Genomic DNA, 22,010 nt, shown 5'->3' on the forward strand with positions numbered 1-22,010 from the left:
CAAAACTGTTACATTGATCAAACAATCACCGCAAAGGTATTTAAAAGGTATTATTAAGTGGTATGTTAAAGGCGTACCCTCTCTGACATGCAGGATTAAACAATGAAAACGAAAGTCCAACTGTCATTCATGATGTTTGTTGAATGGTTTATCTGGGGCGCGTGGTTTGTACCGCTGTGGCTGTGGCTGAGCAAAAGCGGTTTTACCGCCGGGGAAATTGGCTGGTCTTATGCCTGTACCGCGATTGCCGCGATCCTCTCCCCCATTCTGGTGGGTTCACTGACCGACCGCTTTTTCGCTGCGCAGAAAGTACTGGCCGTACTGATGTTCGCCGGTGCCATTGTGATGTACTTCGCCGCACAGCAAACCCAGTTCAGCACCTTTTTCCCGCTGCTGCTGGTTTACTCCCTGACCTATATGCCGACCATTGCGCTGACCAACAGTATTGCCTTCGCCAATGTGGATGATGTGGAGGCTGATTTCCCGCGTATCCGCGTGATGGGCACCCTCGGCTGGATCGCCTCGGGACTGGCGTGCGGTTTCCTGCCGCAGATGATGGGCTATAACGACATTTCCGATACCAATATTCCGCTGCTGATGACGGCGGGGAGCTCCGCCCTGCTCGGTGTCTTTGCGCTGTTCCTGCCGAACACCCCGCCGAAGAGTACCGGCAAGATGGATTTCAAAGTCATGCTCGGGCTGGATGCGCTGATCCTGCTGCGCGATAAAAACTTCCTGGTGTTCTTCTTCTGCTCATTTCTGTTCGCAATGCCGCTGGCCTTTTATTACATCTTTGCCAACGGCTATCTCACCGAAGTGGGGATGAAAAACGCCACCGGCTGGATGACGCTCGGCCAGTTCTCCGAAATTTTCTTTATGCTGGCGCTGCCGTTCTTCACCAAACGCTTTGGTATTAAGAAGGTCTTGCTGCTGGGCCTGCTCACCGCCGCCATCCGCTATGGCTTCTTTGTTTACGGTGGTGCCGACCAGTACTTCACCTATGCCCTGCTGTTCCTCGGCATTCTGCTGCATGGCGTGAGCTACGACTTCTACTATGTGACCGCGTATATCTACGTGGATAAAAAAGCGCCGGTGCATATGCGCACCGCCGCACAAGGCCTGATTACGCTGTGCTGTCAGGGGTTTGGTAGCCTGTTAGGTTACCGCCTGGGCGGCGTGATGATGGAAAAAATGTTCGCATACAAAGAGCCGGTGAATGGGTTGACCTTCAACTGGGCCGGAATGTGGGCATTCGGAGGGATCATGATTGCCGTGATCGCCGTGCTGTTTATGCTGTTTTTCCGCGAATCGGACAAAGAGATCACCGCAATTGAGGTGGTTGAAGGCGATACCGCGCTGACACGAGGGGAAGTTAAATGAAACAAGAACGTATTCTCGGTGCCCTTTACGGGCAAGCGTTAGGGGATGCGATGGGCATGCCGTCGGAGCTTTGGCCGAGAAAGCGCGTCAAAGCGCACTTCGGCTGGATCGACCGTTTTTTACCCGGACCGGCTGAAAATAACGCCGCCTGCTATTTTAAGCAGGCAGAATTCACCGACGATACGTCAATGGCGTTATGCCTGGCGGATGCGATTATCGAATGCGACGGGCAGATCAACGCAGATGTTATCGGCAAACATATTCTGCACTGGGCGGAATCGTTCGATGCGTTTAACAAGAATGTGTTAGGTCCGACATCGAAGATTGCGCTTAACGCTATTCGTGACGGCAAGCCGGTCAGTGAACTGGAAAACAACGGCGTCACCAACGGTGCGGCGATGCGCGCCTCTCCGCTGGGCTGCCTGCTGCCGGCCACGCGTCTGGAGCACTTTGTCGCAGAGGTGGCGCTGGCCTCCAGCCCGACCCATAAATCCGACCTCGCGATTGCCGGCGCGGTGGTGATTGCCTGGGCGGTGTCGCGTGCCATTGACGGTGAACGCTGGCAGAACATCGTCGATGCCCTGCCAGGTGTTGCCCGCTACGCACAGGAAGCGAAAACAACCACCTTCAGCGCATCGCTGGCGGCACGGATTGAGCTCGCCCTTAAGACCGTGCGTGAAGCCAACGGCATCGATTCCGCCAGCGAGCAGGTTTACCAGCTTATTGGCGCGGGCACCAGCACGCTTGAGTCGGTTCCAGCGGCGATTGCGATGGTCGAACTGGCAGGCACCGACCCGAACCGCTGCGCCATTTTGTGCGCCAACCTCGGCGGTGATACGGACACCATCGGCGCGATGGCGACGGCAATCTGCGGTGCGCTTCACGGCGTACAGGCGATTGACCCGGCGTACAAGGAGGAACTCGACGCCGTAAACCGCCTCGACTTTAACCACTACTGTGAAAAACTGCTGCACTTCCGGGAGCAAAGGGAGGGCGTATGAGTGCTTTTGCTGCACGCCTTGAAACACTGCACGCCACTCGCCCGGTCACGGTGTTGGGTGCTGCGGTCATCGACGTGATCGCCGACGCCTATGCCCTGCCCTGGCGCGGGTGTGATATCGAACTCAAACAACAGGGTGTCAATATCGGCGGCTGTGCGCTGAATATTGCTATTGCGCTGAAACGGCTCGGGATCGCCGCGCAAAACGCGCTCCCCGTCGGTCACGGAGTGTGGTCAGACATCATCCGTAACGCCATGGCCAAACAGGATCTGCACAGCGTCGTCGAAGTAGAAACGGGCGACAACGGCTGGTGTCTGGCGCTGGTCGAACCGGACGGTGAGCGGACCTTTATGTCGTTTAGCGGCGTGGAGAACCAGTGGCAACAGCGCTGGCTGGATGCGCTGCACGTGCCGCCTGAAAGCCTGGTCTACCTCTCAGGCTATCAGCTGGCGTCACCGTGCGGAGAGCGTCTGACGGCCTGGCTGGAAGGCCTGGAAAACGTTACCGCGTTTATCGACTTTGGGCCGCGCATTGCCGATATTCCTGATGCGCTGATGGCGCGGATCATGGCCTGTAAGCCGATGGTATCGCTTAATCGCCAGGAAGCGGAGATGGCAGCGGGACGATTTGGCATGGAAGCTGAAACACTCGGCCCGCAGTGGCTACAGCGGTTTAGTTCTGCGCTGATTATTCGCCACGATAAAGACGGTGCCGCCTGGTATGAGGGTGATAAATCGGGCTACGTTCCGGCGTTTCCCGCAACCGTCGTCGACACGATCGGTGCGGGCGACAGCCACGCCGGTGGCACGCTTGCCGGGCTGGCGGCAGGATGGTCGCTGGCTGATGCCGTTACGCTTGGCAATGCAGTGGCGGCCTGGGTCGTTAGCCACCGCGGCGGCGACTGTGCGCCAGGACGCGAGGCGTTACTCCTCGCACACAAAGACGTATAAATCGCTACGGCAGTAGCTGATGCTGAACTCAATGGGCCGGTTCTGCTGATCAAGTGCAACCTGCTTGATCACCAGCACCGGGATTTTGTCATCCATGCGGATATGCGTCTGAAACTCGCTGTCCGGCATGCGGGCACTGACGCGTGAGCGGGTGCGTTGCGGGAAGATATTCTGGCTACGGAAGTAGTCATACAGGGAAATCCCAATTGCATCCGGATCGTGAATCAACCCTACCGGCACCCAGGACTCCTCAATCGATACGGCGTCATCATCCACATAGCGGATGCGCTTAAGCAAAAAGACCTCGCTCTCCGGCGGTACTGACAGCTGGCTGGCCACCTCTTCCGGGCATTTCACCACCCGTTTATTCACCCACAGCGTGTTGGGCTTTTTGCCGCGCAGCACCACCTGCTGAGAAAAACCGCGCGCTTCCTTGAGCGAGTATTCAAAGATGTTATTGATTTGCGTCCCGTAGCCGCGGGCGCGCGTCACTACGCCCTCGGCTTCCAGAGCCTGCATCGCTTTGCGCACGGTAATGCGCGACACGCCGGTTAACTGACTGAGATCGCGCTCGCCGGGCAGTATATTCCCATGCTCCAGCACCCCGTTGCGTACCGCGTTTTTTACCGTTTCGGCAAATTTCAGATACAGCGGCGTGTTGTCCGGGGCGGCAATGCGTTCATTCAGTTGGTCGATTAACCGGGTATGCGCTTGTTCCATCTCTGTTTTTCTCAGGCCTGGTGTGTGTTGCCAGTATACGGCTTACCACCAGGCATGAAAATGGTGTACCGGACCAATACCGTGACCAACCTCGAGAGTATCGGCTTTTGCCAGCGCTTCGGAGAGCCAGATTTTAGCGTCGCGGACCGTATCCCCCCAGTTGTCACGACGGGGGCGCAAAGCCGCCAGCGCGGCAGAGAGCGTGCAGCCGGTCCCGTGGGTGTTTTTGGTCTGTACCCGCGGGGCCGTGAAACGCAGCGCACCGTCGTGGGTAAACAACCAGTCAGGGCTTTCTTCATCATCAAGATGACCACCTTTCATCAGCACGGCGCCGCAGCCCATCGCCAGGAGCGCATTCCCCTGCTCTTTCATTTCGCGCTCATTCTGCGCGTGCGGCGCATCCAGCAGCGCAGCAGCTTCAGGCAGATTAGGCGTGATAAGCGCCACCTGCGGCAGCAGCTTATTTCGCAGCGTCTCGACGGCGGAGGCGGACAGCAGCGGGTCACCGCTTTTTGCCAGCATCACGGTATCCAGCACCACATTTTGCACCTGGTAACGTTTAAGCCGTTCTGCCACCGCTTCAACAATGTCGGTCTCGGCCAGCATCCCAATCTTGGTGGTGTCGATTCGCACATCGCTGAAAACCGAATCCAGCTGTGCGGCGACAAAGTCCGGCTCAATGCGGTAAACCGACTGCACGCCACGCGTATTTTGCGCCACCAGCGCGGTAATCACCGAGCAGCCGTACGCCCCGAGTGCAGAGAAAGTTTTCAAATCAGCCTGAATGCCCGCGCCGCCGCTTGGGTCGGTACCGGCAATGGTAAGGGCGTTAATCCGATTCATACCCGTTCCTCCAGAGTGTAGAGCGCGTCGAGGAACGCGCTGGCAAAACTGCCGGGACCACCGGACCGGGCGATGGCTGCCGATCCGGCACGTTTCATCCATCCGCAAGCGGCGGCGATGTTGTCCAGCCGGTCGTCGGGAAGCGAGCAGCTCGCCGCCACGACTGCCGAGAGCGCGCATCCCGTTCCCACCACGCGGGTCATCATCGGGTCACCGCCCACGACCGTGCGGGTGCGCTGCCCGTCTGTGACGTAATCCCGTTCACCGGTGACCACCACAATGGCATTCGTCTGGCGAGCCAGCGCCTGCGCGGCAGGCAGCGCAGTTGCCGCCGTGTCGGTGGTATCGACGCCGCGCCCGCCCGCACTCATCCCGGCAAGGGCGAGAATTTCCGAGGCATTGCCGCGAATGGCCGCCGGTTTCAGGGCGAGGATTTGGTGGCAAAAACGGGTGCGGAACGTCAGCGCCCCTACGGCAACCGGGTCAAGCGTCCAGGGTTTCCCTGCTGCCACTGCACGCTCAATCGCCCGGCGCATCGACTGGGCGCGCGGCGCCGTCAGCGTCCCGACGTTTATCAGCAGGGCATCTGCGAGCGCGGCAAACTGCTCGGCCTCTTCGGCTTCAATCACCATAGCCGGAGAAGCGCCAAGCGCCAGTAACACATTGGCCGTAAAGGTCTGTACCACATCGTTGGTCATACAGTGGGTAAGCGGGGAACGGGTTCGAAACTGATGTAAAACGTGTAAATCGAGCAGGTCAGGCTGCATGGTATCGCTCCTGCCGTGCGTGAAGAAGCGATGACCGGGAAGGCATCTGACTTCCCTACGCTGGCATTATCCAGATCAGGTAATACGGGTATTTCTCAGCCTTCATTTAAGAAGGGCACCCCGAGTCATGAAGATTACATTTCTTTATCAATTAGTAGGTTACGCCAAGTCACGTGCTGATACAAGATTGATCTTACGAATATTACATCTTCACGCTGTACCTCACCTTGTACCCCATTTTGTACCTCATAGGAAAACAATAGAACTTAATACTTTTCAAATCAACTTCTGACCTGATCCACCATCACAATCTCTATAATCAATATCAATCGATATATATACGGCGTCAGATTAAATGTGCGAGCCTGCGTACATGGTACTCGATCGCTCTCAATGATTGCTGTGTTAAAAAAGGTCGCGTAAGCGGCCTTTTTCATAATGAATGATGCTGAGACGCAATCATTTGTTTTCAGTGTTCTCTGGTTATAAAATGCAAAAACCGTTACCAAAAGGAGCTGGTTATGAGTTTTAGTCTGCCGGGGTTTAACTTGTTCTACCTTTCAAGGGATAACCTTGAACCAGAGAAGTATGAACTGATAACCCGTCCTTCTGTTACATGGGATTACATCAGGCAGGAATACGAGTTCGATGACAGATATCGCGATCATTATCACGTTGAAGGGCTAAGACCTCGCCCGTCATATTCACGTAGCTATGCTTACCAAAACAATCATACCTATGGGTTCAATACTGAAAGACGCCTGAGATACCTTGTCTTCAGAGGTGAAATCGTGATGTTAGACCGCTATGGTTCCCCTGGAGAGCTTTTCTATATCGACGACCAAGGTCAGCTTATCTGTAAGAAGTACCAGGCGTTTGAAATGAATGGTGCTGAACAGATCCTGAAAGAATACAGGAGTTCTGTAGGATGCAGGTACTACTGTTCAGGAAAGCCCCGCCCAACTTCGTTTTTACTATCTTTCTCCGGTGGAACATCAGCACCAGCTTCTGAGCCGACATACCAGACGATTAACAGCAAGGCCGCAGGACGCCTACTGGCGGCTGGCGGTGTCTACAATGGTAATGTTGAGGGCTTCAGGAAAACAGCAGAGCAGTTAGGTGGAGACGCTGTTAAGGGATATGATCAAGTACTGAATGAGCAAACAGCAGGTACAGCTATTGCGGCGGCTTCCATTCTGTTAGCGAAACGACCTAACCCACAACTATATGATGAAATGACAAGCTATCTGGGGAAACTCAGAGGTGAATCCAGATTAGTTAATGGAATTACAGTTACCGATATTAATTATACTAAAAGAAATCCAGCAGAAGCAGCATTATTAAGAAAAGAATTCGATAGCACAGTAAGAAAGAAATTTGTTAAAGAAATTGCTGCTACTCCTGATGCAGCTAATATTTTTTCACCATCACAGTTACTTAGGATGAATAGTGGGAAGTCTCCAGATGGATGGGATGTTCACCACAAACTTCCATTAGATGATGGTGGTACTAATTCTTTTAAGAACTTAGTGTTAATCGAAAAGGAACCATTTCATAAGATTTTTACAAACATGCAGAGGTCAGCAGTTAAAAATTTAGTACCAGGGGAAAGTAGAGTAACACCGTGGGCAATACCTACTGGTTCAATTTACCCACTTAAATAACTTTATGGAATCAAGAAAATGAAAATAGAAAACATTCTTGCAGAACTGAAAAGTGAAATGATTAAGTGGGAGTATCCAGTTCAAGACCCAATTGGGAAATCATTTCTTAATAGTATTTTGAACAGAAAACCTGATTCAACTACAACACCAATGTTAGAAAATTTAGTAGACGAACTGTGTGTTTTATTTTCCAACCAACCCGACTACATCACATTTTTAGAGTATATGGACGGATTTGAATATGACGGTCTTACTCTATTCAGTTTGTCTACCCCTGAACCATTAGTTAAAAATCTATTTGTAATGAATGATTTCTATAGAGATAATGAAGATTTTATAGATCCTGATCTTGCAGAAAGATTAGTAATAGGTGAAAATAGCATATCATTATTCACATATGACACTAAATCCAATCTATTTGAAATTAGGGATAATATATCTACAGAAAGTGTATTTGGATCATTTGACAATTTCTATGATTTTCTAAAAGAAATACTTGAAGCAGTCAAGTAAGTACTATCTCTGTAAACCGCCCCCTATTGATTAAACGTTGCACAGGGGGCTTTCCTAAAATAAAAACATGAACTTCGCTTTATTACATTTACTGGCAACCATTCCAGACTAACTATGGAAGACTATACCTCTCTCTGCTTTATGTTCCATTTTTTCTTGCTGAAAGGGTTGTATTTTAACTTGTAGGTAATCAATATAAAAGAAAATACTAAAACTGTAAGTTGCTGCCAGGTAGAGAATGGTGTTTGGGTTGCTGAAGAAGTAAGAATAAGAACCCATAACAATATCAATATTAGATTGACTGTATCTTGTAATTCAGATATTGAATATGGCTGAGGGCGGCGTGAAATATGAGTTTTAAAAAGATGTCCACAAAAGAAAGGCTCAAGCATATCTAAATGGTACTCCCAGTTTTCTTGCCAGTACTTCCCGCTTTGAGAAATACCACTACTAATCATGGAAATCAGGTATCCTAATAAAGAAATAACTGATATTGCTAAAAAGTATTCTGTCCGCTTCTCAAGTGGGGCATCATAAAATAGTTTTGCAAATATACCAATAAGAACAAGTAATGCTCCATTTACAGGCCACATAAAAGTAGCCCTTTTCCAGTATAATTCAATCTCAAATTTTCTTGTATCCAGCGTTTGCTTATATGCTTCACTTAATATAGTTAATTGTTTCTCTGTTGGAGCTGATTGTTTATAAACTTCTTCACCTAATATTGCGGCAAAATAATCGATATTTTTTTGGAAGTGATTGTTTTGTAATGAATTGTCTTTTTCATTTGTAATGGATTGCATGGTAAGCCCTTATCCGTTATAACCTACACAAAATAACAGCATAGCTATGACATGAAAGCGAGTTTTTGGGAAGGAATCTTTATGGATATCACGCTGCTCAACAGGGGCTGGAACAGAACATGGTCAGATACCATGGTGAATCTGGAAGCCCGGAAACTCGTCGAAACAGCAAATCGGCTGTCAGCATTCTATTTGCAAGATGGGATAACTCGTATCAAGTTTGTTTAAGAGATAAAACAGGTTGTAGAGAAAGAATTTGAAACAGCACGACGAGCTATAACCGATGAAGAATGCATTGTATGCATCAAAAATCTGCGTGCTGAAACACACAATCTATTGAACATGAGCGTCTGTTAAGAACCAAGTCCGCACAGCTTTACGCGAAGATAGAATTTGTTCGAGAAAATAATAAAATCGTTGGTTATGTTATATCAGCTGTAAATGTGGTTCTATCAGGCGTGGTTCTCTTTGGTGGCTTTATGATGTTATCCACTATGGGGCCGATTGGTATGCTGGCTGGGGCAGTCTTGATTGCCGATGGAATGAACGGATTAACGAAAGAAGTGCTCAACTTTGATCAGCCAGCAGGACATAAACCCTCGCAAGGTATTATTGCTGACTCTGCGATGCATACGGCCCAGTTTATGGGATTTAATCCTAACACGGGCCTGGCTCTCTATAATGGTGTTACTCTTGCTGCCGGTGTGTACAGCATAGCTGGACTCGCTCGAAAAACCGGAGCCTGGAGATTATTCCGCTGGCTTCCACACGATTACTATCGCAAAGTCAGTACAATGAGCCCCCCTAAGTTAACAATGAAGATTGTCGGTTATGGTGTTAAAGCAAAAGTGATTTTCGACCTTTTGACAACAGAAAATGGAACCAGTTAATCCTTGATGGTTTTACGGTAACGCCAGGATTTATAGGAAATTACCGGAGGCTGTGCGAAGGACATAATGGCAACCCCAAAGACCATCGCCAGCCCCCATGCAATTGCTCTGTCAGGTGAGCTGAAGACGACAAGTAGCAATAGGACAAAGGTACACGCACTCACCACTCCCGCCAAGGTAACAAATCGTCTAGCGAGGTCATTTATGGCCTCTCCAAGCGTTCCTCCATATTTTTCAATATTGCATTTTATCTTCTGCAATTCGGGCTGCGTAAAACCAGAACGTAACAAAGCCTCATCAGTCACTTTCATATCGTATCGACCCTTGTCTACCATAAATGGTTTCTCAATCCCTGCTTGAGTCAGCAATCATACTGATGAACTTTACAGCAATCCAGCCGAAACTTTGCGGCAGACTCTACCGCCCCTTTCCTTAGCCCTAAGTACCAAGACGTTACAACCAGTCCAAACCATGAATCACGTAACAAACTGAACATAAAGGAAAAGTGTGCAAAAAGCGTCTTGTAATCCCTGAACCGCTTTTCTCATGTCCTACCACCTGTTGCAAGTGTGCCAGGCTACCAACCCAGCCAGCTAAATATTTTGCAGGTAATGTCGAGATAATGCGCTTAAAGGGGCTATCTGCCCCCCTTAACGTCCCTCAATGGCACGATTTGTCACACACTTTTCTCTCTTTTTACAGTCCTGACAAAATACGCGTAACCGGCTGTTTTTGTTTGGCATAAAGCGCAATTTTTATTCTTAAAATGAGGATATTCCCTCCCCCGTACCGCATGTCATAAAACAGTAAACAAATTAACCATTGAGCCTCGTGACAAAAGGCTCTATATTGGCGGCGTTTTTTTCAGGCCCCCATCTGTTTTTTAACTTTTTATTCAATCGTTGCTCATAACGAAGCGGCGGTTGTAGGAGTGATATGATGACGGATAAAGTCCGTATTGACACCGTAGATGCCCACAAAAGCAACGAAACCTATCTGGCCCGTCAGGCCGAGTTTGAATCTAACGTCAGGAGTTATCCGCGCAAACTGCCTTTAGCAATCACTAAAGCAGAAGGCGTGTGGATCACCGATGCAGACAATAAAGAATACCTTGACTGTTTAGCAGGCGCAGGCACCCTTGCGCTTGGACATAACCATCCTGATGTGCTGAAAAGCATCCAAAATGTCATTACCAGCGGCTTGCCGTTACATACTCTGGATCTGACTACGCCTCTGAAAGACGCGTTCTCAGAATATCTGCTCTCTCTGCTGCCTGGTCAGGGCAAAGAGTACTGCCTGCAGTTCACCGGTCCATCCGGTGCTGACGCCGTTGAAGCGGCGCTGAAACTGGCGAAAAAAGTGACCGGTCGTAGCGGTATCATCAGCTTCTCTGGTGGTTACCACGGTATGACTCACGGCGCACTGGCCGTTACCGGCAACCTGTCTCCGAAAGAAGCGGTTAACGGTATGATGCCAGAAGTGCAGTTCATGCCTTACCCACACCAGTACCGTTGCCCACTGGGTATCGGCGGTGAGGCGGGTGTGAAAGCGCTGACCTACTATTTCGAAAACCTGATCAACGACGTTGAAAGCGGCGTGCGTAAACCTGCGGCAGTGATCCTTGAAGCCGTTCAGGGTGAAGGCGGCGTTAACCCGGCTCCGGTTGAGTGGCTGCAGCGCATCCGTAAAGTGACTCAGGAACACGGCATTCTGCTGATCCTCGACGAAGTTCAGGCTGGCTTTGCCCGTACCGGTAAATTCTTCGCCTTCGAACACGCGGGCATTGAGCCAGACATCATCGTGATGTCTAAAGCGGTTGGCGGCGGTCTGCCACTGGCGGTACTCGGCATCAAAAAACAGTTCGACGCGTGGGCACCAGGCCACCACACCGGTACCTTCCGCGGTAACCAGCTGGCAATGGCAACCGGTCTGACAACGCTGAAAATCCTGAAAGACCAGAACATCGCGGGCAAAGTGGCCGCACAGGGCGAATGGCTGAAAGGCCAGCTGAACGAAATGGCGAAACGCTATCCGGTTATCGGCCACGTTCGCGGCCTGGGCATGATGATCGGGATTGAGATCGTTAAGCCACACGAAGCGGCAGACCACATGGGTTGCTACCCGGGTGATGGCGAGCTGTCTGCACTGATTCAGAAGAAGTGCTTCGAAGCCGGCCTGATTCTGGAACGCGGTGGCCGCAACGGTATTGTTCTGCGTCTGCTGCCTTCCCTGCTGATCAGCGATGATGAGCTGAAAGTCTTCCTGGATAAATTCGAGCAGGCACTGCTTGCTGCGGGCGTTCGCCCGGCGTAACCGGAGTTGTTGAACACGATGTCAGATTCAAACCCAATTTTGTTCTCCTCTGCACAGAGCATTGAAGCTTACCAGCAGGCGATTGAACAAAGCACTCAGGCTGTGATGCAGTGGCTGAAACAGCCTGAGATGTATCAGGGCAAAACGGTCGCGGAACTGCGCGACCGTATTAAGCTGGATTTCAACCCGAAAGGGCTGGGCAACGAAGCGGCGATTGAACGCGCCGTGGAGTTCTTCCTGAAAGACAGCCTGTCCGTTCATCACCCGCAGTGTGTGGCGCACCTGCACTGCCCAAGCCTGGTGGTTAGCCAGGCAGCGGAAGTGCTGATTAACGCCACTAACCAGAGCATGGACTCCTGGGATCAAAGCCCGTCCGCAACCATCATTGAGATCAAGCTGATCGAATGGCTGCGTACCCGCGTGGGTTATCAGGCTGGCGACGCCGGTGTGTTCACCAGCGGCGGCACGCAGAGCAACCTGATGGGTCTGATGCTGGCCCGTGATGCGTTCTTCGCGCGTCAGGGTCATTCCGTTCAGCAGGACGGCCTGGTTGGCGATCTGCGTAAAATCCGCGTGCTGTGCTCTGAAAACGCACATTTTTCCGTGCAGAAGAACATGGCGCTGATGGGTCTGGGCTACCAGTCCGTCGTGCAGGTGAAAACGGATGAATTTTCGCGCATGGATCTCAACGATCTGGCAGCGAAAATTGAGCAGTGCAATGCTAACGGCGAGCAGATCCTGGCGATTGTTGCCACTGCCGGTACTACCGATGCAGGTGCAATCGATCCGCTGCGTGCCATTGCTGAACTGGCGGCGAAACAGAATATCTGGGTACACGTTGATGCGGCCTGGGGCGGCGCGCTGCTGATGTCTGAGCAGTATCGTCACTACCTGGACGGTATCGAGCTGGTGGATTCCGTTACTCTGGACTTCCACAAGCAGTTCTTCCAGACCATCAGCTGCGGTGCGTTCCTGCTCAAAGAAGCGCGCCACTATGAGCTGATGCGCTATCAGGCGGCCTATCTGAACTCTGAGTTCGATGAAGAAGCTGGCGTGCCTAACCTGGTGTCCAAATCTCTGCAGACGACCCGTCGTTTCGACGCGCTGAAGCTGTGGATGAGCCTGGAAGCGCTGGGTCAGGAACAATATGCGGCGATCATCGATCACGGTGTTACGCTGGCACAGCAGGTTGCGGCTTACGTGAGAGAGCAGCCTGCTCTGGAACTGGTTATGCAGCCGCAGCTGGCAAGCGTACTGTTCCGCTTCCGTGGACAGGTACAGATGGACGACGCGGGTATCGCCCTGTTGAACCAGAAAATTGGTGATGCGCTGCTGGAATCCGGCCGTGCTAACGTCGGCGTGACCGAGCATAACGGCGTCACCTGCCTGAAGCTGACTCTGCTGAACCCAACCGTGACCCTGGAGGACATTAAAGTCCTGCTGTCGCTGGTTGAGCGTACCGCACAGGAAGTTCTGGCGAAGTAATATCCAGCCCCTCTTCCGCCGGAAGAGGGGCTCTCTTTACAGCCCTGCCCACCACAGTCTGAGCTTCATTCCCCAGTAACTTGTCCACCCCGTAGTAGTACTGACCACTTCCCCCTTCGACACGATCACCAGCGTCGGTGTTACGCTCACCTGCCACGCCTGTGACAGCGCACCGTTGGCATCGTTGACCACCGGCATGACCAGCTGTTTCTTGTCGACCCAGCGCGCCAGCTTTGCATCGTCGCCGGAACGCATGGCGATACTCACGACGTTGCCACCCTGTTCTGCCAGCGTATTGACCGAGGGCGTCGTAAACCGGCAGATGCTGCACCAGGTTGCCCATACGTATATCAGCAGCGGGCGTTCCTGGCTGAGTGCCGTTATATCGTGGATCTTTCCGTCGATGCTGTGCATCGGTGCAGCGCTAAAGCTGGCGGGGAGTGTGGGCTTGCGGTATTGATCCACGCCCCACATTACGGCCAGCGCGAGCAGAAAGAAGATGATCCCTTCCCGCGCCCAGCGGCGCAGTCGACTGAATTTGCGGTTTTCCATTGTGACCTCTTGATGAATCGACGGTCATCTTAGCGAGCAATGCGCCATCACGCTGTAAAGAAGTGTCGGGTCATTTCGTTCGCAACGTGTCGGCCATCAGCGTAAAGCAGGATTCGATAAGCGGAGGAAGCGGCTGCGGGGCACGCATTAACGCCACCGTGCGGGCCAGGGCCGGTTGTTGAAGATGTACCACCCTGAGCTGCGGGTCCTGGAGGTGCGTGGTATAGAGCTGCGGTAAAATCGCCACGGCGAGTTTCGAGCGCACCAGACCATACAACGTTTCGATGTAGTCCACCTGATAGCGTGTCGGCAACGACAAACGGTGGCTTTCCGCGAGCGCCGCAACCAGACGCTGAATATTGCCTTTTGAGAACACGGCGATATCCCGCCCTGCCAGTTGCTTCCAGGGCAGGTGCGCCGACGCGGCCAGCGGATCGTCGCTGTGAATGACCGCGACAAACGGGTCATCCTGTAAGGGAAACACGTTCAACTGGTCGGGAACAGAGTTATCGAGCGCACCAATGCCGAAATCAATCTGCCCTTTCAGCAGCTGGGCCACCAGCGCATCGTTGGTTTGATCGTGAAATTCCACCCTGAGGCGGGGAAAAGCCTGCGCGAGCGTCCGGGGCAACAAGGGGAACAGCAGCGAACTCACGGAAGGGATCAACCCGATACGCACCGTTCCTTCGCCGCCCGCCTGAACAATGTGCTGCATGTCGTCAAACGCAAGCTGCGCCACGCTGAGCACCCGCTGCGCGTGCGGCAGGATGGCATTGCCAAGCTCCGTCAACGTCACGGCCGAAGCGGTCCGGTTAACCAGTTTGCCCCCAAGCACCGTCTCGATTTGCCGCAACGCACTGCTGAGGGCCGGCTGGCTGATAGCAAGTTTGCTGGCGGTATCAGTAAAATGACGCAGCTGCGCCAGAGTGACAAAATACTGTAGCTGTCGAAGAGAGAGCGCGGGCAAGCGCTGCCAGGGTTCCGTCATGATTATCCATTACACGCGTCACAGAATAACCCGGGGTTATCGGGCGATAAATTTTATCAGCTGGGCAAACGTTTGCCGTGTGCATAGAGTAGCGTCATTATTTTGATGCTGGAACTGTTAATTGCATGACTGCTGAAACCCGACGCCGCGCCGTTCAGGCTGCACGAGGCGAAATGCCCTTTGACCTGCTGCTCACCGATACCCGTATTGTGGATATGGTCACCGGTGAGATCCGCGAAGCGGATGTTGGTATCGTGGGATCACTGATTGCCAGCGTCCATCCGCGCGGCAGCCGCAACGACGCACATGAGACCCACGCGCTGAACAACCAGTTTCTGTCGCCAGGGCTGATGGATACCCACGTCCACCTTGAAAGCTCCCATCTTATGCCCGCCCGCTACGCGGAGATTGTGCTTGCACAGGGCACCACGGCGGTCTTCTGGGATCCGCATGAACTGGCCAACGTGCTGGGCATTGACGGCGTCCGTTTTGCCATTGAGGCCAGCCGCAATCTGCCGCTGCAGGTGATGGTCGCCGCGCCTTCAAGCGTGCCCTCAACGCCCGGCCTGGAAATGTCCGGGGCGGATTTTGCCGGAGACGAGATGAACACCCTGCTTGGCTGGCCGGAAGTGCGCGGTGTGGCTGAAGTGATGGACATGCACGGGGTGCTTAATGGCAGCCAGCGTATGCTTGAAATTATGCAGGCCGGGCTCGACAGCGGAAAGCTGATTGAAGGCCATGCCCGCGGTCTCAGCGGTGCGGATTTACAGGCTTATCTGGCAGCAGGCGTGACTTCTGACCATGAGTTAACGTCAGCTGACGATGCGCTGGAAAAACTGCGTGCCGGGCTGACGCTGGAGATCCGCGGTTCGCACCCTTATCTGCTGCCCGATATTGTCAGCGCCCTGAAAACGCTCCCCCATCTTTCGTCTCACATCACGGTTTGTACCGATGATGTTCCGCCAGACATCCTCATGGAAAAAGGCGGGATCATCGCGCTGCTGAACCTGCTGATTGAACATGGATTAGCGGCCACCGACGCACTGCGTTTTGCAACGCTCAATGCGGCCATACGCCTGCAGCGTAACGACCTGGGGCTGATTGCCGCCGGGCGTCGCGCGGATCTGGTGGTGTTTGACTCGCTGGATAAACTGACGGCGCGCCAGGTCTACGTCGCCGGAAAGCTGATTGCCCGGGACGGGGCAACGCTCGAACCTGTTGCTGATACGCCTCTTACGTTGCCGCGTGATACCGTACGGTTGTCTGCCCTGACCGCTGATGATTTTTGCATGCGCATTGGCAACGCGAACCATGGCGTGGCTCGCTTGCGCCACATCTGCGGCGCGCGCTTTACCCGCTGGGGTGAAACAGATGTGCAGGTGCGCAACGGGTGCGTGCAGATCCCGGACGGCTTTAGCCTGATCTGGGTTCAGCATCGCCATGCCCGTCATGCAGCAAAACCGCAAATTGCCCTGCTTCAAGGCTGGGGGGAACTGCGCGGGGCGATTGCCACCAGCTACTCGCACGACTCTCACAACCTGGTGGTTTTGGGCCGCGATCCGAACGATATGGCGCTGGCTGCCAATACGCTTATCAACAGCGGTGGTGGCATGGCGCTGGCGCAACAGGGTGACGTGATTGCCCACGTTGCCATGCCGATTGCGGGCATGCTGTCGGAACTGCCACCTGCCGAGCTGGCGCTGCAGTTCAGGACGCTGCGCGATCGCAGCAGTCTGATTGCCGATTGGGAACCGCCGTATCGGGTCTTTAAGGCCATCGAAGGAACCTGCCTTGCCTGTAATGCCGGGCCACATTTGACCGATCTTGGACTGACCGATGGCAGCACGCGCCAGATTGTCGATCCGCTGATTTCTTACCGGGAAACCCCGGACAACACACAATAATACCGAAGGAGAGCCGGATAATGGCCGACAATACCGTTAATTCGCCAGCACCAGGGCGCTGGCTTGAACGTCGTTTTGCACTCCGTGCACGCGGGAGCACCGTGCGCACCGAGTGCCTGGCGGGTATCACTGGTTTTCTCGCCGCCGCCTATTTGCTGGTGGTGATCCCGGGGCTACTGGCCGTGGGAGGAATGGACAAAGGCGCCGCGACCACGGGCACCATTCTGGTCTTCGTTGCCGGGACGCTGCTGATGGCGTTTTACGCCAACCTGCCGTTTATCGTCGGGCCAGGAATTGGTGGCTCGGTGCTGGTCGGAGTGACGCTTGCGGGCAGTGAAGGCATTGGCTGGCAAATTGGTCTGGGTATCGCCTGCTGGTCGGGGATTTTATTCTTTCTGCTGACCCGGTTTGGCCTGCGTGAAGTGGTGACCCGCTCGGTGCCGCAGTCCATCAAGCTGGGGCTGACGGCCTCCATCGGGCTGTTTGTCGCCGTACTCGGTTTCCGCAACGCCGGGCTGGTGCTGGCGAATGCCAAAACGAACGCACTGATGCTGGGAGATTTTTTATCACCCGGTGCACTGGTGGCGTTACTCGGCCTGTTCCTGGCTATCGGCCTGCAGGCTCGTCGTATTCCGGGTGCGATCCTGTGGGCTATCCTGCTCGCGACCCTCGTGGGTATTCCGATGGGCGTCACGAAATTACCCGCCAGTTTTATCGATGTGCCCCACTCCATCGCTCCCGTCCTCGGGCATGTCGATATGCTGGGCGCGCTGAATATTGCCTTTCTGCCGTTCCTGTTTGTCTTCTTCGCCTCCGAGTTTTTCTCCACCATGGGAACAACGCTGGCGGTGGGCGGGGAAGCAGGGCTGCTGGATGAAGAAGGCAATATGCCAAACATTAACCGCCCGTTTATGGTGGACTCCATTGCCGCCGCGATTGGCCCGTGGGTAGGCATTCCTGCCGCCACGGCGCTGATTGAATCGTCCGCAGCCGCAGAAGCCGGCGGCAAAACCGGCATGACCGCGCTGGCCGCGGCGGTAATGTTCCTGCTGATGCTGCTGTTTACCCCTGTGGCGCTGATGATCCCGAAAGAAGCCACGGCGCCCGCCCTGATCCTCATCGGGCTGAATATGTTTAGCGGTTTACGTAAGGTTGATCTGGCGAACTTCACCGACGGCTTGCCGGTGTTGATGATGGTGATGATTACGCTCATTGCCAACAGTTTCGGGACCGGTATTGCGGGCGGGCTGCTGTTTTATATCGTTATCAAAGCGATTGCCGGGAAATGGCGCGATATCCCCGTCGGCCTTTGGATCCTCGCCATTCCCCTGGTGTATTACTTCGCCACGCTGGTGAAGCACTAACCCTCACGCCGCTTTTCCTTCGGGGTATAGCCGTAATCGAAATGGCTATACCCCGCGCTGTAATACAGCGCCGCAGATTTCACGATATCATTGAGAATGGCACCGTTCACCTGCACACCCATCTGCTGCAGACGCTTTACACAGTTTTCCGTCTCTTTCACGTTGGTTTTACCAAAGCGGGCAACCAGTAACGTGGTGGCGGCCACTCTGGCAATCAGCACCGCATCGGTCACGGCCAGCACCGGCGGTGTATCAACGATAACAACATCATAATGTGCATTCATCCCCGACATCACCTCCTGGAAGCGTTCTCCCATGAGCAGCTCCACGGGATGTAACGGCTGGGGACCGCAGGTCAGAACATCAAATCCCGCCTTATCAACGCGCTGGATCGCCTCCTGCCACGCCACATTTCCCTCAAGGACAGCGGATAATCCGTGATGGTTGTTCAGCTTAAAGAGATTATGCACATAGCCTTTACGCATATCCGCATCGATAAAGAGCACCCGCTTTCCGGCCTGAGCCGCTATTGATGCCAGTGACGTGCTGACCAGCGTTTTGCCGCAATTCTGCGTGGGGCCCGTAATCACCACGATCTGGTTTGAGGCGTCCATCATCGTGAAGTGCAGGCTGGTACGCAGTCCACGCATCGCTTCAACAAACATATCCGCTGGCCGGTCTGTGGGCAGGAAGGGGATATCCGAAGTTTTGTGTTTCCCGTGGGGCGCCAAAAAGTGCTTTCGGCGCAAATGCGTTTTTTTCCACAGCCAGACCGAGCGCGGCAGCGTCGCCAGAACCGGCATCCCCTGCTCTTCTATTTGCTCTGACGAGGTGATCCCTCGCCGACAGGTAGTACGAACCAACACCCAACCCATGGAGACCATCAGCCCTAGCAGCACACCAGGCAGAATAATAAGCGCTTTACGGGGCTTTATTGGCTCAGGTTGCGTAACCGCGGTATCAATGATCCGCACGTTGCCGATGGCGCTGGAGCGTGAAATGTTCAGTTCCTGTTGGCGTGTCAGCAGCTGCAGGTAAATGGTACGCCCGGACTCGACATCACGGCTCAGGCGCAACACTTCCTGCTGGGTAGAAGGCATAGATGAAACCCGGCTGTTCAGGCGCGCGCGTCCCTCTTCGAGCGTTTGTCGCTTCTCCCGTAATGCGCGATAGGTCGGGTGATCCTTTTTGAAAAGCTGAGAAACCTCTGCCTCACGAAAGGTCAGTTCGTTGAGTTGATTTTCCACGTTAACGACCTGATCCAGTACGGACTTCGCCTCAAGGGATAAGTCGACGGAATCGCGCTGCGCCCGATAGGCATTCAGTCGTGCTTCGGCCTCATCCAGTTCGTGACGGACCTTAGGTAACTGCTCCTGCAAAAACGCCAGACTTCGGGAATCCTGTGCCTCCTGGCGCGCAATATTCTGGCTGAGATAATTTTCTGCAATCGTATTGAGCACCACCGCTATCCTGTCCGGGTCTTCACCCGTCAGCGTCAGGGTGATCATACCGCTCTGTTTACCGGATTCCGCGACAAAAAGTCTCTTCTGCAGCGCGTTAATTGCCTCAAGCCTGGTAAAGGCTTGAAGGGTAAATTGGGTCCCCGGCTCCGCGCTGAGCGAGGTCACCAGAAGCGTGATCCCGTCTTTCACCAGCCGTTTGCCAACCCTACCGTCAGCCTTAAGCGTCTCCCCTTCCAGACGATACCGGCCCTGCCCCAGCACGGTCAGGACAACCGCTTGCGGTTTCCCCTCCTGCTGGGGCAGGGTAAGCTCACCTATCGTCATGTTGCCCGGTTTGCTGCCGCGTAGACGTTCCCAGAGGCGCCCCACAACCGGGAGAACGCGCTGTTTTACCTGATATGTCAGCCCCAGATTATCAACGGTTCCCCCCAGGATCATGCGCGATTTAAGCAGCAACAGTTCAGGTTCAGCGTCGGGTGAAAGGTCAGACCCAAACTGGCTTAAGCTTTTAAGCAACGAGTTGTCCTGCTTTGCTTCTATTTGTACCAGGGCATCCGCCTGGTAGACCGGCGTGGCGCTATACGCGTAGAGCCCCGCGCACACCGTAAACAGGAGCGTGACCAGCCCGATTAGCATGCGGTGATCAATCATCTCAGCAAGTAGCTGCATAAGATCGATTTCATTACTGTGCGGTGCGGCAGCACCGTATTTGTCTGATGTATGAGAAGACATTAACGCTTCATTCCTTTTTGACCCACACGACGAGCCCATTCCTGACTGGCTTTTACCAGCTGCCCGAAAACATATTCAAACGCTTCACGACTTTTGCGGTAAGGATCGGGAATGTCCCTGTTTTCCAGCCATTGGCCAAACAGCAGCGATTTTCCGCGACATTCGGGCGACACAGCGGCAATAAAACGCAGGTGCTCCGGCTCCATCACCAGAATCAAATCGGAGGTTTGCAACATGCTGCGCGTCATCTTGCGTGCCACGTGCCCCTCCAGCGAAACGCCGTAACACCGGGCCACCTCCCGTGCAGTTGCATCCGCCGGGCGTCCTTCAAATCCGTAAATCCCAGCCGATGTCACGAGTCTGCCGGGCAGCTGTTGTCGCAACAGCCGCTCCCCCATCGGCGAACGGCAAATATTGCCGGTGCAAACCACTAAGATTGAGTTGAACATTATTGCGGCCATGAACGGATGAAGCGGACGGTTTCGGTCAGGTCATGGACACCGCTGATGGTGGGTACCAGCTGGGTGATAACGCGATTCCAGCGTGACAACGGCGCGGTGGTGACGTAGACAATGTCATACGGTTCAAGCTGGAATTCCGTCCCCAGCACCATCGCGGAGGCATCCTTCGCATTGAGCTGATAGATATTGGCAATTTTGTCCGTCGCCCCTTTTTTGGCTACCGAGCGAATAACAAAAATCCCGGTTGCATCGGCCATATTCTGATCCAGCCCGCCTGCATTCCCCAGGGCTTCCGCCAGGGTCATTCCGCTACGATCCATCTTCAATGTGCTCTGCTTCACCACCTCGCCCATCACGAACACTTTTAAGGCATCGTTACGCGGAACAAAGAGGATATCGCCCGGATACAGCAGCTTATTCTGGCTTAAATCACCGTGCTGCATCAGCGCATAGAGCGAAAGGCGCGCGTCCTGGCCATTATGCGTGAGGACCACGTTACGCCAGTCGGCATCCGCTGAAAGCCCACCTGCGGCGTTGACCGCGTCCATTACCGTCAACGGGATATTGGTTATCGGTTGCTGGCCAGATTTTGCCACCTCTCCCGTCACATAGGCTTTTTGTGAGCGGAAAGACGCCACGCTGACATCCACCTGCGGGCTCTCAATGACCTTCTCCAGTTGCGCGGTGATTGCTTCACGCACCTGCGCGACCGTTTTGCCTGCAACATGCAGTTTTCCGACGTAGGGGTAGAAGAGCGTTCCATCCGCATTCACCCAGTTACCCGCGTCACTCGCGGTACGATACTGCCCTGCGGGCGTGGTTAATTCCGGATGATCCCAGACGGTGACCGTCAGGATGTCGCCGGTGCCTATGCGGTATTCCCAGTTTTTAACCTGCTCATCCAGAGTAGGATTTGCCTGAGATTTGAGGACAGGCGGTCGCAATCTTTCAATGAGCGCCGGGGTCAGGGGATAAATTTCCACGTGTTGATCGAGCTGATAATTTGTATCTCCGTCAGTCATGACTTTTTTCCCGGTAATGCTGAGATCCTGACCTGGCGAAAATACGCAACCAGTTAACTGGCCGACTGAAAGAAATAAAAGTGAAAATAGCGTTGTATTTTTCATTTATATAAAAAGTTCTTTTATTGTTGTGTTTGTTGTTAAACAGATAAAAAATAAATTCATTTACATTAAAATTTTCAACGGGTTATTGTT

20 protein-coding genes, 2 pseudogenes and 1 riboswitch are annotated in these 22,010 nt (G+C 53.5%); of the genes and pseudogenes, 11 read left to right on the forward strand and 11 right to left on the reverse strand.

Annotated features, from left to right (window positions below; all coding sequences use genetic code 11):
* Window positions 1-102 precede the first annotated feature (102 nt).
* Genes L462_RS12655 through L462_RS12645 form a run of 3 tightly spaced genes read left to right on the forward strand, consistent with a single transcriptional unit; the run spans window position 103 to window position 3,331 of the window.
* Complete coding sequence (locus L462_RS12655) at window positions 103-1,380, forward strand: nucleoside permease (protein ID WP_025203667.1); 1,278 nt, start codon at window positions 103-105, stop codon at window positions 1,378-1,380.
* Entirely contained in the window at window positions 1,377-2,381 is a 1,005-nt protein-coding gene (locus L462_RS12650; RefSeq protein ID WP_032678548.1) for an ADP-ribosylglycohydrolase family protein, read from the forward strand. The genes L462_RS12655 and L462_RS12650 overlap by 4 nt, the downstream gene beginning before the upstream one ends.
* Entirely contained in the window at window positions 2,378-3,331 is a 954-nt protein-coding gene (locus tag L462_RS12645; protein ID WP_032678549.1) for a PfkB family carbohydrate kinase, read from the forward strand. The genes L462_RS12650 and L462_RS12645 overlap by 4 nt, the downstream gene beginning before the upstream one ends.
* Here L462_RS12645 and L462_RS12640 read toward each other — a convergent pair.
* The 3 genes from L462_RS12640 to thiM are packed head-to-tail and all read right to left on the reverse strand — an operon-like array spanning window position 3,305 to window position 5,661.
* A complete protein-coding gene (locus tag L462_RS12640; RefSeq protein WP_014170861.1) occupies window positions 3,305-4,051 on the reverse strand; it encodes a GntR family transcriptional regulator in 747 nt (248 codons plus the stop codon). The two genes, L462_RS12645 and L462_RS12640, sit on opposite strands and share 27 nt — an antisense overlap.
* Window positions 4,052-4,093: 42 nt before the next feature.
* Complete coding sequence (thiD, locus tag L462_RS12635; RefSeq protein WP_032678550.1) at window positions 4,094-4,894, reverse strand: bifunctional hydroxymethylpyrimidine kinase/phosphomethylpyrimidine kinase; 801 nt, start codon at window positions 4,892-4,894, stop codon at window positions 4,094-4,096.
* Entirely contained in the window at window positions 4,891-5,661 is a 771-nt protein-coding gene (thiM, locus tag L462_RS12630; protein ID WP_032678551.1) for a hydroxyethylthiazole kinase, read from the reverse strand. Before thiM ends, thiD begins: the two co-directional genes overlap by 4 nt.
* A gap of 35 nt (window positions 5,662-5,696) precedes the next feature.
* Window positions 5,697-5,794, reverse strand: a riboswitch (TPP riboswitch).
* 388 nt (window positions 5,795-6,182) lie between these two features.
* Between thiM and L462_RS12625 the strand changes: the two genes are divergently transcribed.
* Window positions 6,183-7,325 (forward strand): HNH endonuclease signature motif containing protein, encoded by a 1,143-nt coding sequence (locus L462_RS12625; protein WP_032678552.1) that lies wholly within the window; start codon window positions 6,183-6,185, stop codon window positions 7,323-7,325.
* An 18-nt stretch (window positions 7,326-7,343) separates the two neighbouring features.
* Window positions 7,344-7,838, forward strand: a complete 495-nt coding sequence (locus L462_RS12620; protein ID WP_032678553.1) for a YrhA family protein — start codon at window positions 7,344-7,346, stop codon at window positions 7,836-7,838.
* Between the two features lie 122 nt (window positions 7,839-7,960).
* On the opposite strand, the gene L462_RS12615 is transcribed toward L462_RS12620, so the two are convergent.
* A complete protein-coding gene (locus L462_RS12615; protein WP_032678554.1) occupies window positions 7,961-8,641 on the reverse strand; it encodes a RipA family octameric membrane protein in 681 nt (226 codons plus the stop codon).
* Between the two features lie 81 nt (window positions 8,642-8,722).
* Between L462_RS12615 and L462_RS25555 the strand changes: the two genes are divergently transcribed.
* The gene (locus L462_RS25555) at window positions 8,723-8,869 is read left to right on the forward strand and encodes a hypothetical protein (RefSeq protein WP_236900318.1); all 147 of its coding nucleotides are present in this window, start codon (window positions 8,723-8,725) and stop codon (window positions 8,867-8,869) included.
* 3 nt (window positions 8,870-8,872) lie between these two features.
* A pseudogene (locus tag L462_RS0123585) lies at window positions 8,873-9,531 on the forward strand (DUF4225 domain-containing protein).
* Here the strand turns inward: L462_RS0123585 and L462_RS12610 are convergent.
* Together L462_RS12610 and L462_RS25560 are read right to left on the reverse strand one after the other, a co-directional pair.
* Window positions 9,528-9,842, reverse strand: a complete 315-nt coding sequence (locus tag L462_RS12610) for a hypothetical protein (protein ID WP_032679717.1) — start codon at window positions 9,840-9,842, stop codon at window positions 9,528-9,530. The pseudogene L462_RS0123585 and the gene L462_RS12610 overlap by 4 nt on opposite strands.
* A gap of 142 nt (window positions 9,843-9,984) precedes the next feature.
* A pseudogene (locus L462_RS25560) lies at window positions 9,985-10,131 on the reverse strand (integrase); the annotation flags it as partial.
* A gap of 336 nt (window positions 10,132-10,467) precedes the next feature.
* Between L462_RS25560 and L462_RS12605 the strand changes: the two are divergent.
* Window positions 10,468-11,844: a diaminobutyrate--2-oxoglutarate transaminase gene (locus L462_RS12605; RefSeq protein WP_014170865.1), complete on the forward strand. Its 1,377-nt coding sequence runs from the start codon at window positions 10,468-10,470 to the stop codon at window positions 11,842-11,844.
* Window positions 11,845-11,862: 18 nt separating this feature from the next.
* On the forward strand, window positions 11,863-13,329 hold the full coding sequence (locus L462_RS12600) for a pyridoxal phosphate-dependent decarboxylase family protein (protein ID WP_032678556.1): 1,467 nt from the start codon (window positions 11,863-11,865) through the stop codon (window positions 13,327-13,329).
* Between the two features lie 36 nt (window positions 13,330-13,365).
* Here L462_RS12600 and L462_RS12595 read toward each other — a convergent pair whose 3' ends face one another.
* Together L462_RS12595 and L462_RS12590 are read right to left on the reverse strand one after the other, a co-directional pair.
* Window positions 13,366-13,881 carry a protein disulfide oxidoreductase gene (locus L462_RS12595; protein ID WP_032678557.1) on the reverse strand — a complete coding sequence of 172 codons (516 nt, stop codon included), beginning with the start codon at window positions 13,879-13,881 and terminating at the stop codon, window positions 13,366-13,368.
* Between the two features lie 70 nt (window positions 13,882-13,951).
* The gene (locus L462_RS12590) at window positions 13,952-14,872 is read right to left on the reverse strand and encodes a LysR family transcriptional regulator (RefSeq protein ID WP_160890458.1); all 921 of its coding nucleotides are present in this window, start codon (window positions 14,870-14,872) and stop codon (window positions 13,952-13,954) included.
* Between the two features lie 122 nt (window positions 14,873-14,994).
* Between L462_RS12590 and L462_RS12585 the strand changes: the two genes are divergently transcribed.
* Together L462_RS12585 and L462_RS12580 are read left to right on the forward strand one after the other, a co-directional pair.
* The gene (locus tag L462_RS12585; protein WP_032678559.1) at window positions 14,995-16,773 is read left to right on the forward strand and encodes an adenine deaminase; all 1,779 of its coding nucleotides are present in this window, start codon (window positions 14,995-14,997) and stop codon (window positions 16,771-16,773) included.
* 20 nt (window positions 16,774-16,793) lie between these two features.
* Entirely contained in the window at window positions 16,794-18,137 is a 1,344-nt protein-coding gene (locus L462_RS12580) for an NCS2 family permease (protein ID WP_032678560.1), read from the forward strand.
* Here L462_RS12580 and L462_RS12575 read toward each other — a convergent pair.
* From L462_RS12575 to L462_RS12565, 3 genes are read right to left on the reverse strand one after another with little or no spacing between them, the layout of a single operon-like run.
* Window positions 18,134-20,332: a polysaccharide biosynthesis tyrosine autokinase gene (locus tag L462_RS12575; protein ID WP_032678561.1), complete on the reverse strand. Its 2,199-nt coding sequence runs from the start codon at window positions 20,330-20,332 to the stop codon at window positions 18,134-18,136. The two genes, L462_RS12580 and L462_RS12575, sit on opposite strands and share 4 nt — an antisense overlap.
* Window positions 20,332-20,781 carry an arsenate reductase/protein-tyrosine-phosphatase family protein gene (locus L462_RS12570; RefSeq protein WP_020883220.1) on the reverse strand — a complete coding sequence of 150 codons (450 nt, stop codon included), beginning with the start codon at window positions 20,779-20,781 and terminating at the stop codon, window positions 20,332-20,334. The genes L462_RS12575 and L462_RS12570 overlap by 1 nt, the downstream gene beginning before the upstream one ends.
* Window positions 20,781-21,920 (reverse strand): polysaccharide export protein, encoded by a 1,140-nt coding sequence (locus L462_RS12565; RefSeq protein WP_032678562.1) that lies wholly within the window; start codon window positions 21,918-21,920, stop codon window positions 20,781-20,783. Before L462_RS12565 ends, L462_RS12570 begins: the two co-directional genes overlap by 1 nt.
* Between the last annotated feature and the right edge of the window lie 90 nt (window positions 21,921-22,010).

The sequence above is a fragment of the Enterobacter sp. BIDMC 26 genome (genome assembly GCF_000534435.1).
Classification (GTDB): Bacteria; Pseudomonadota; Gammaproteobacteria; order Enterobacterales; family Enterobacteriaceae; genus Enterobacter; species Enterobacter ludwigii.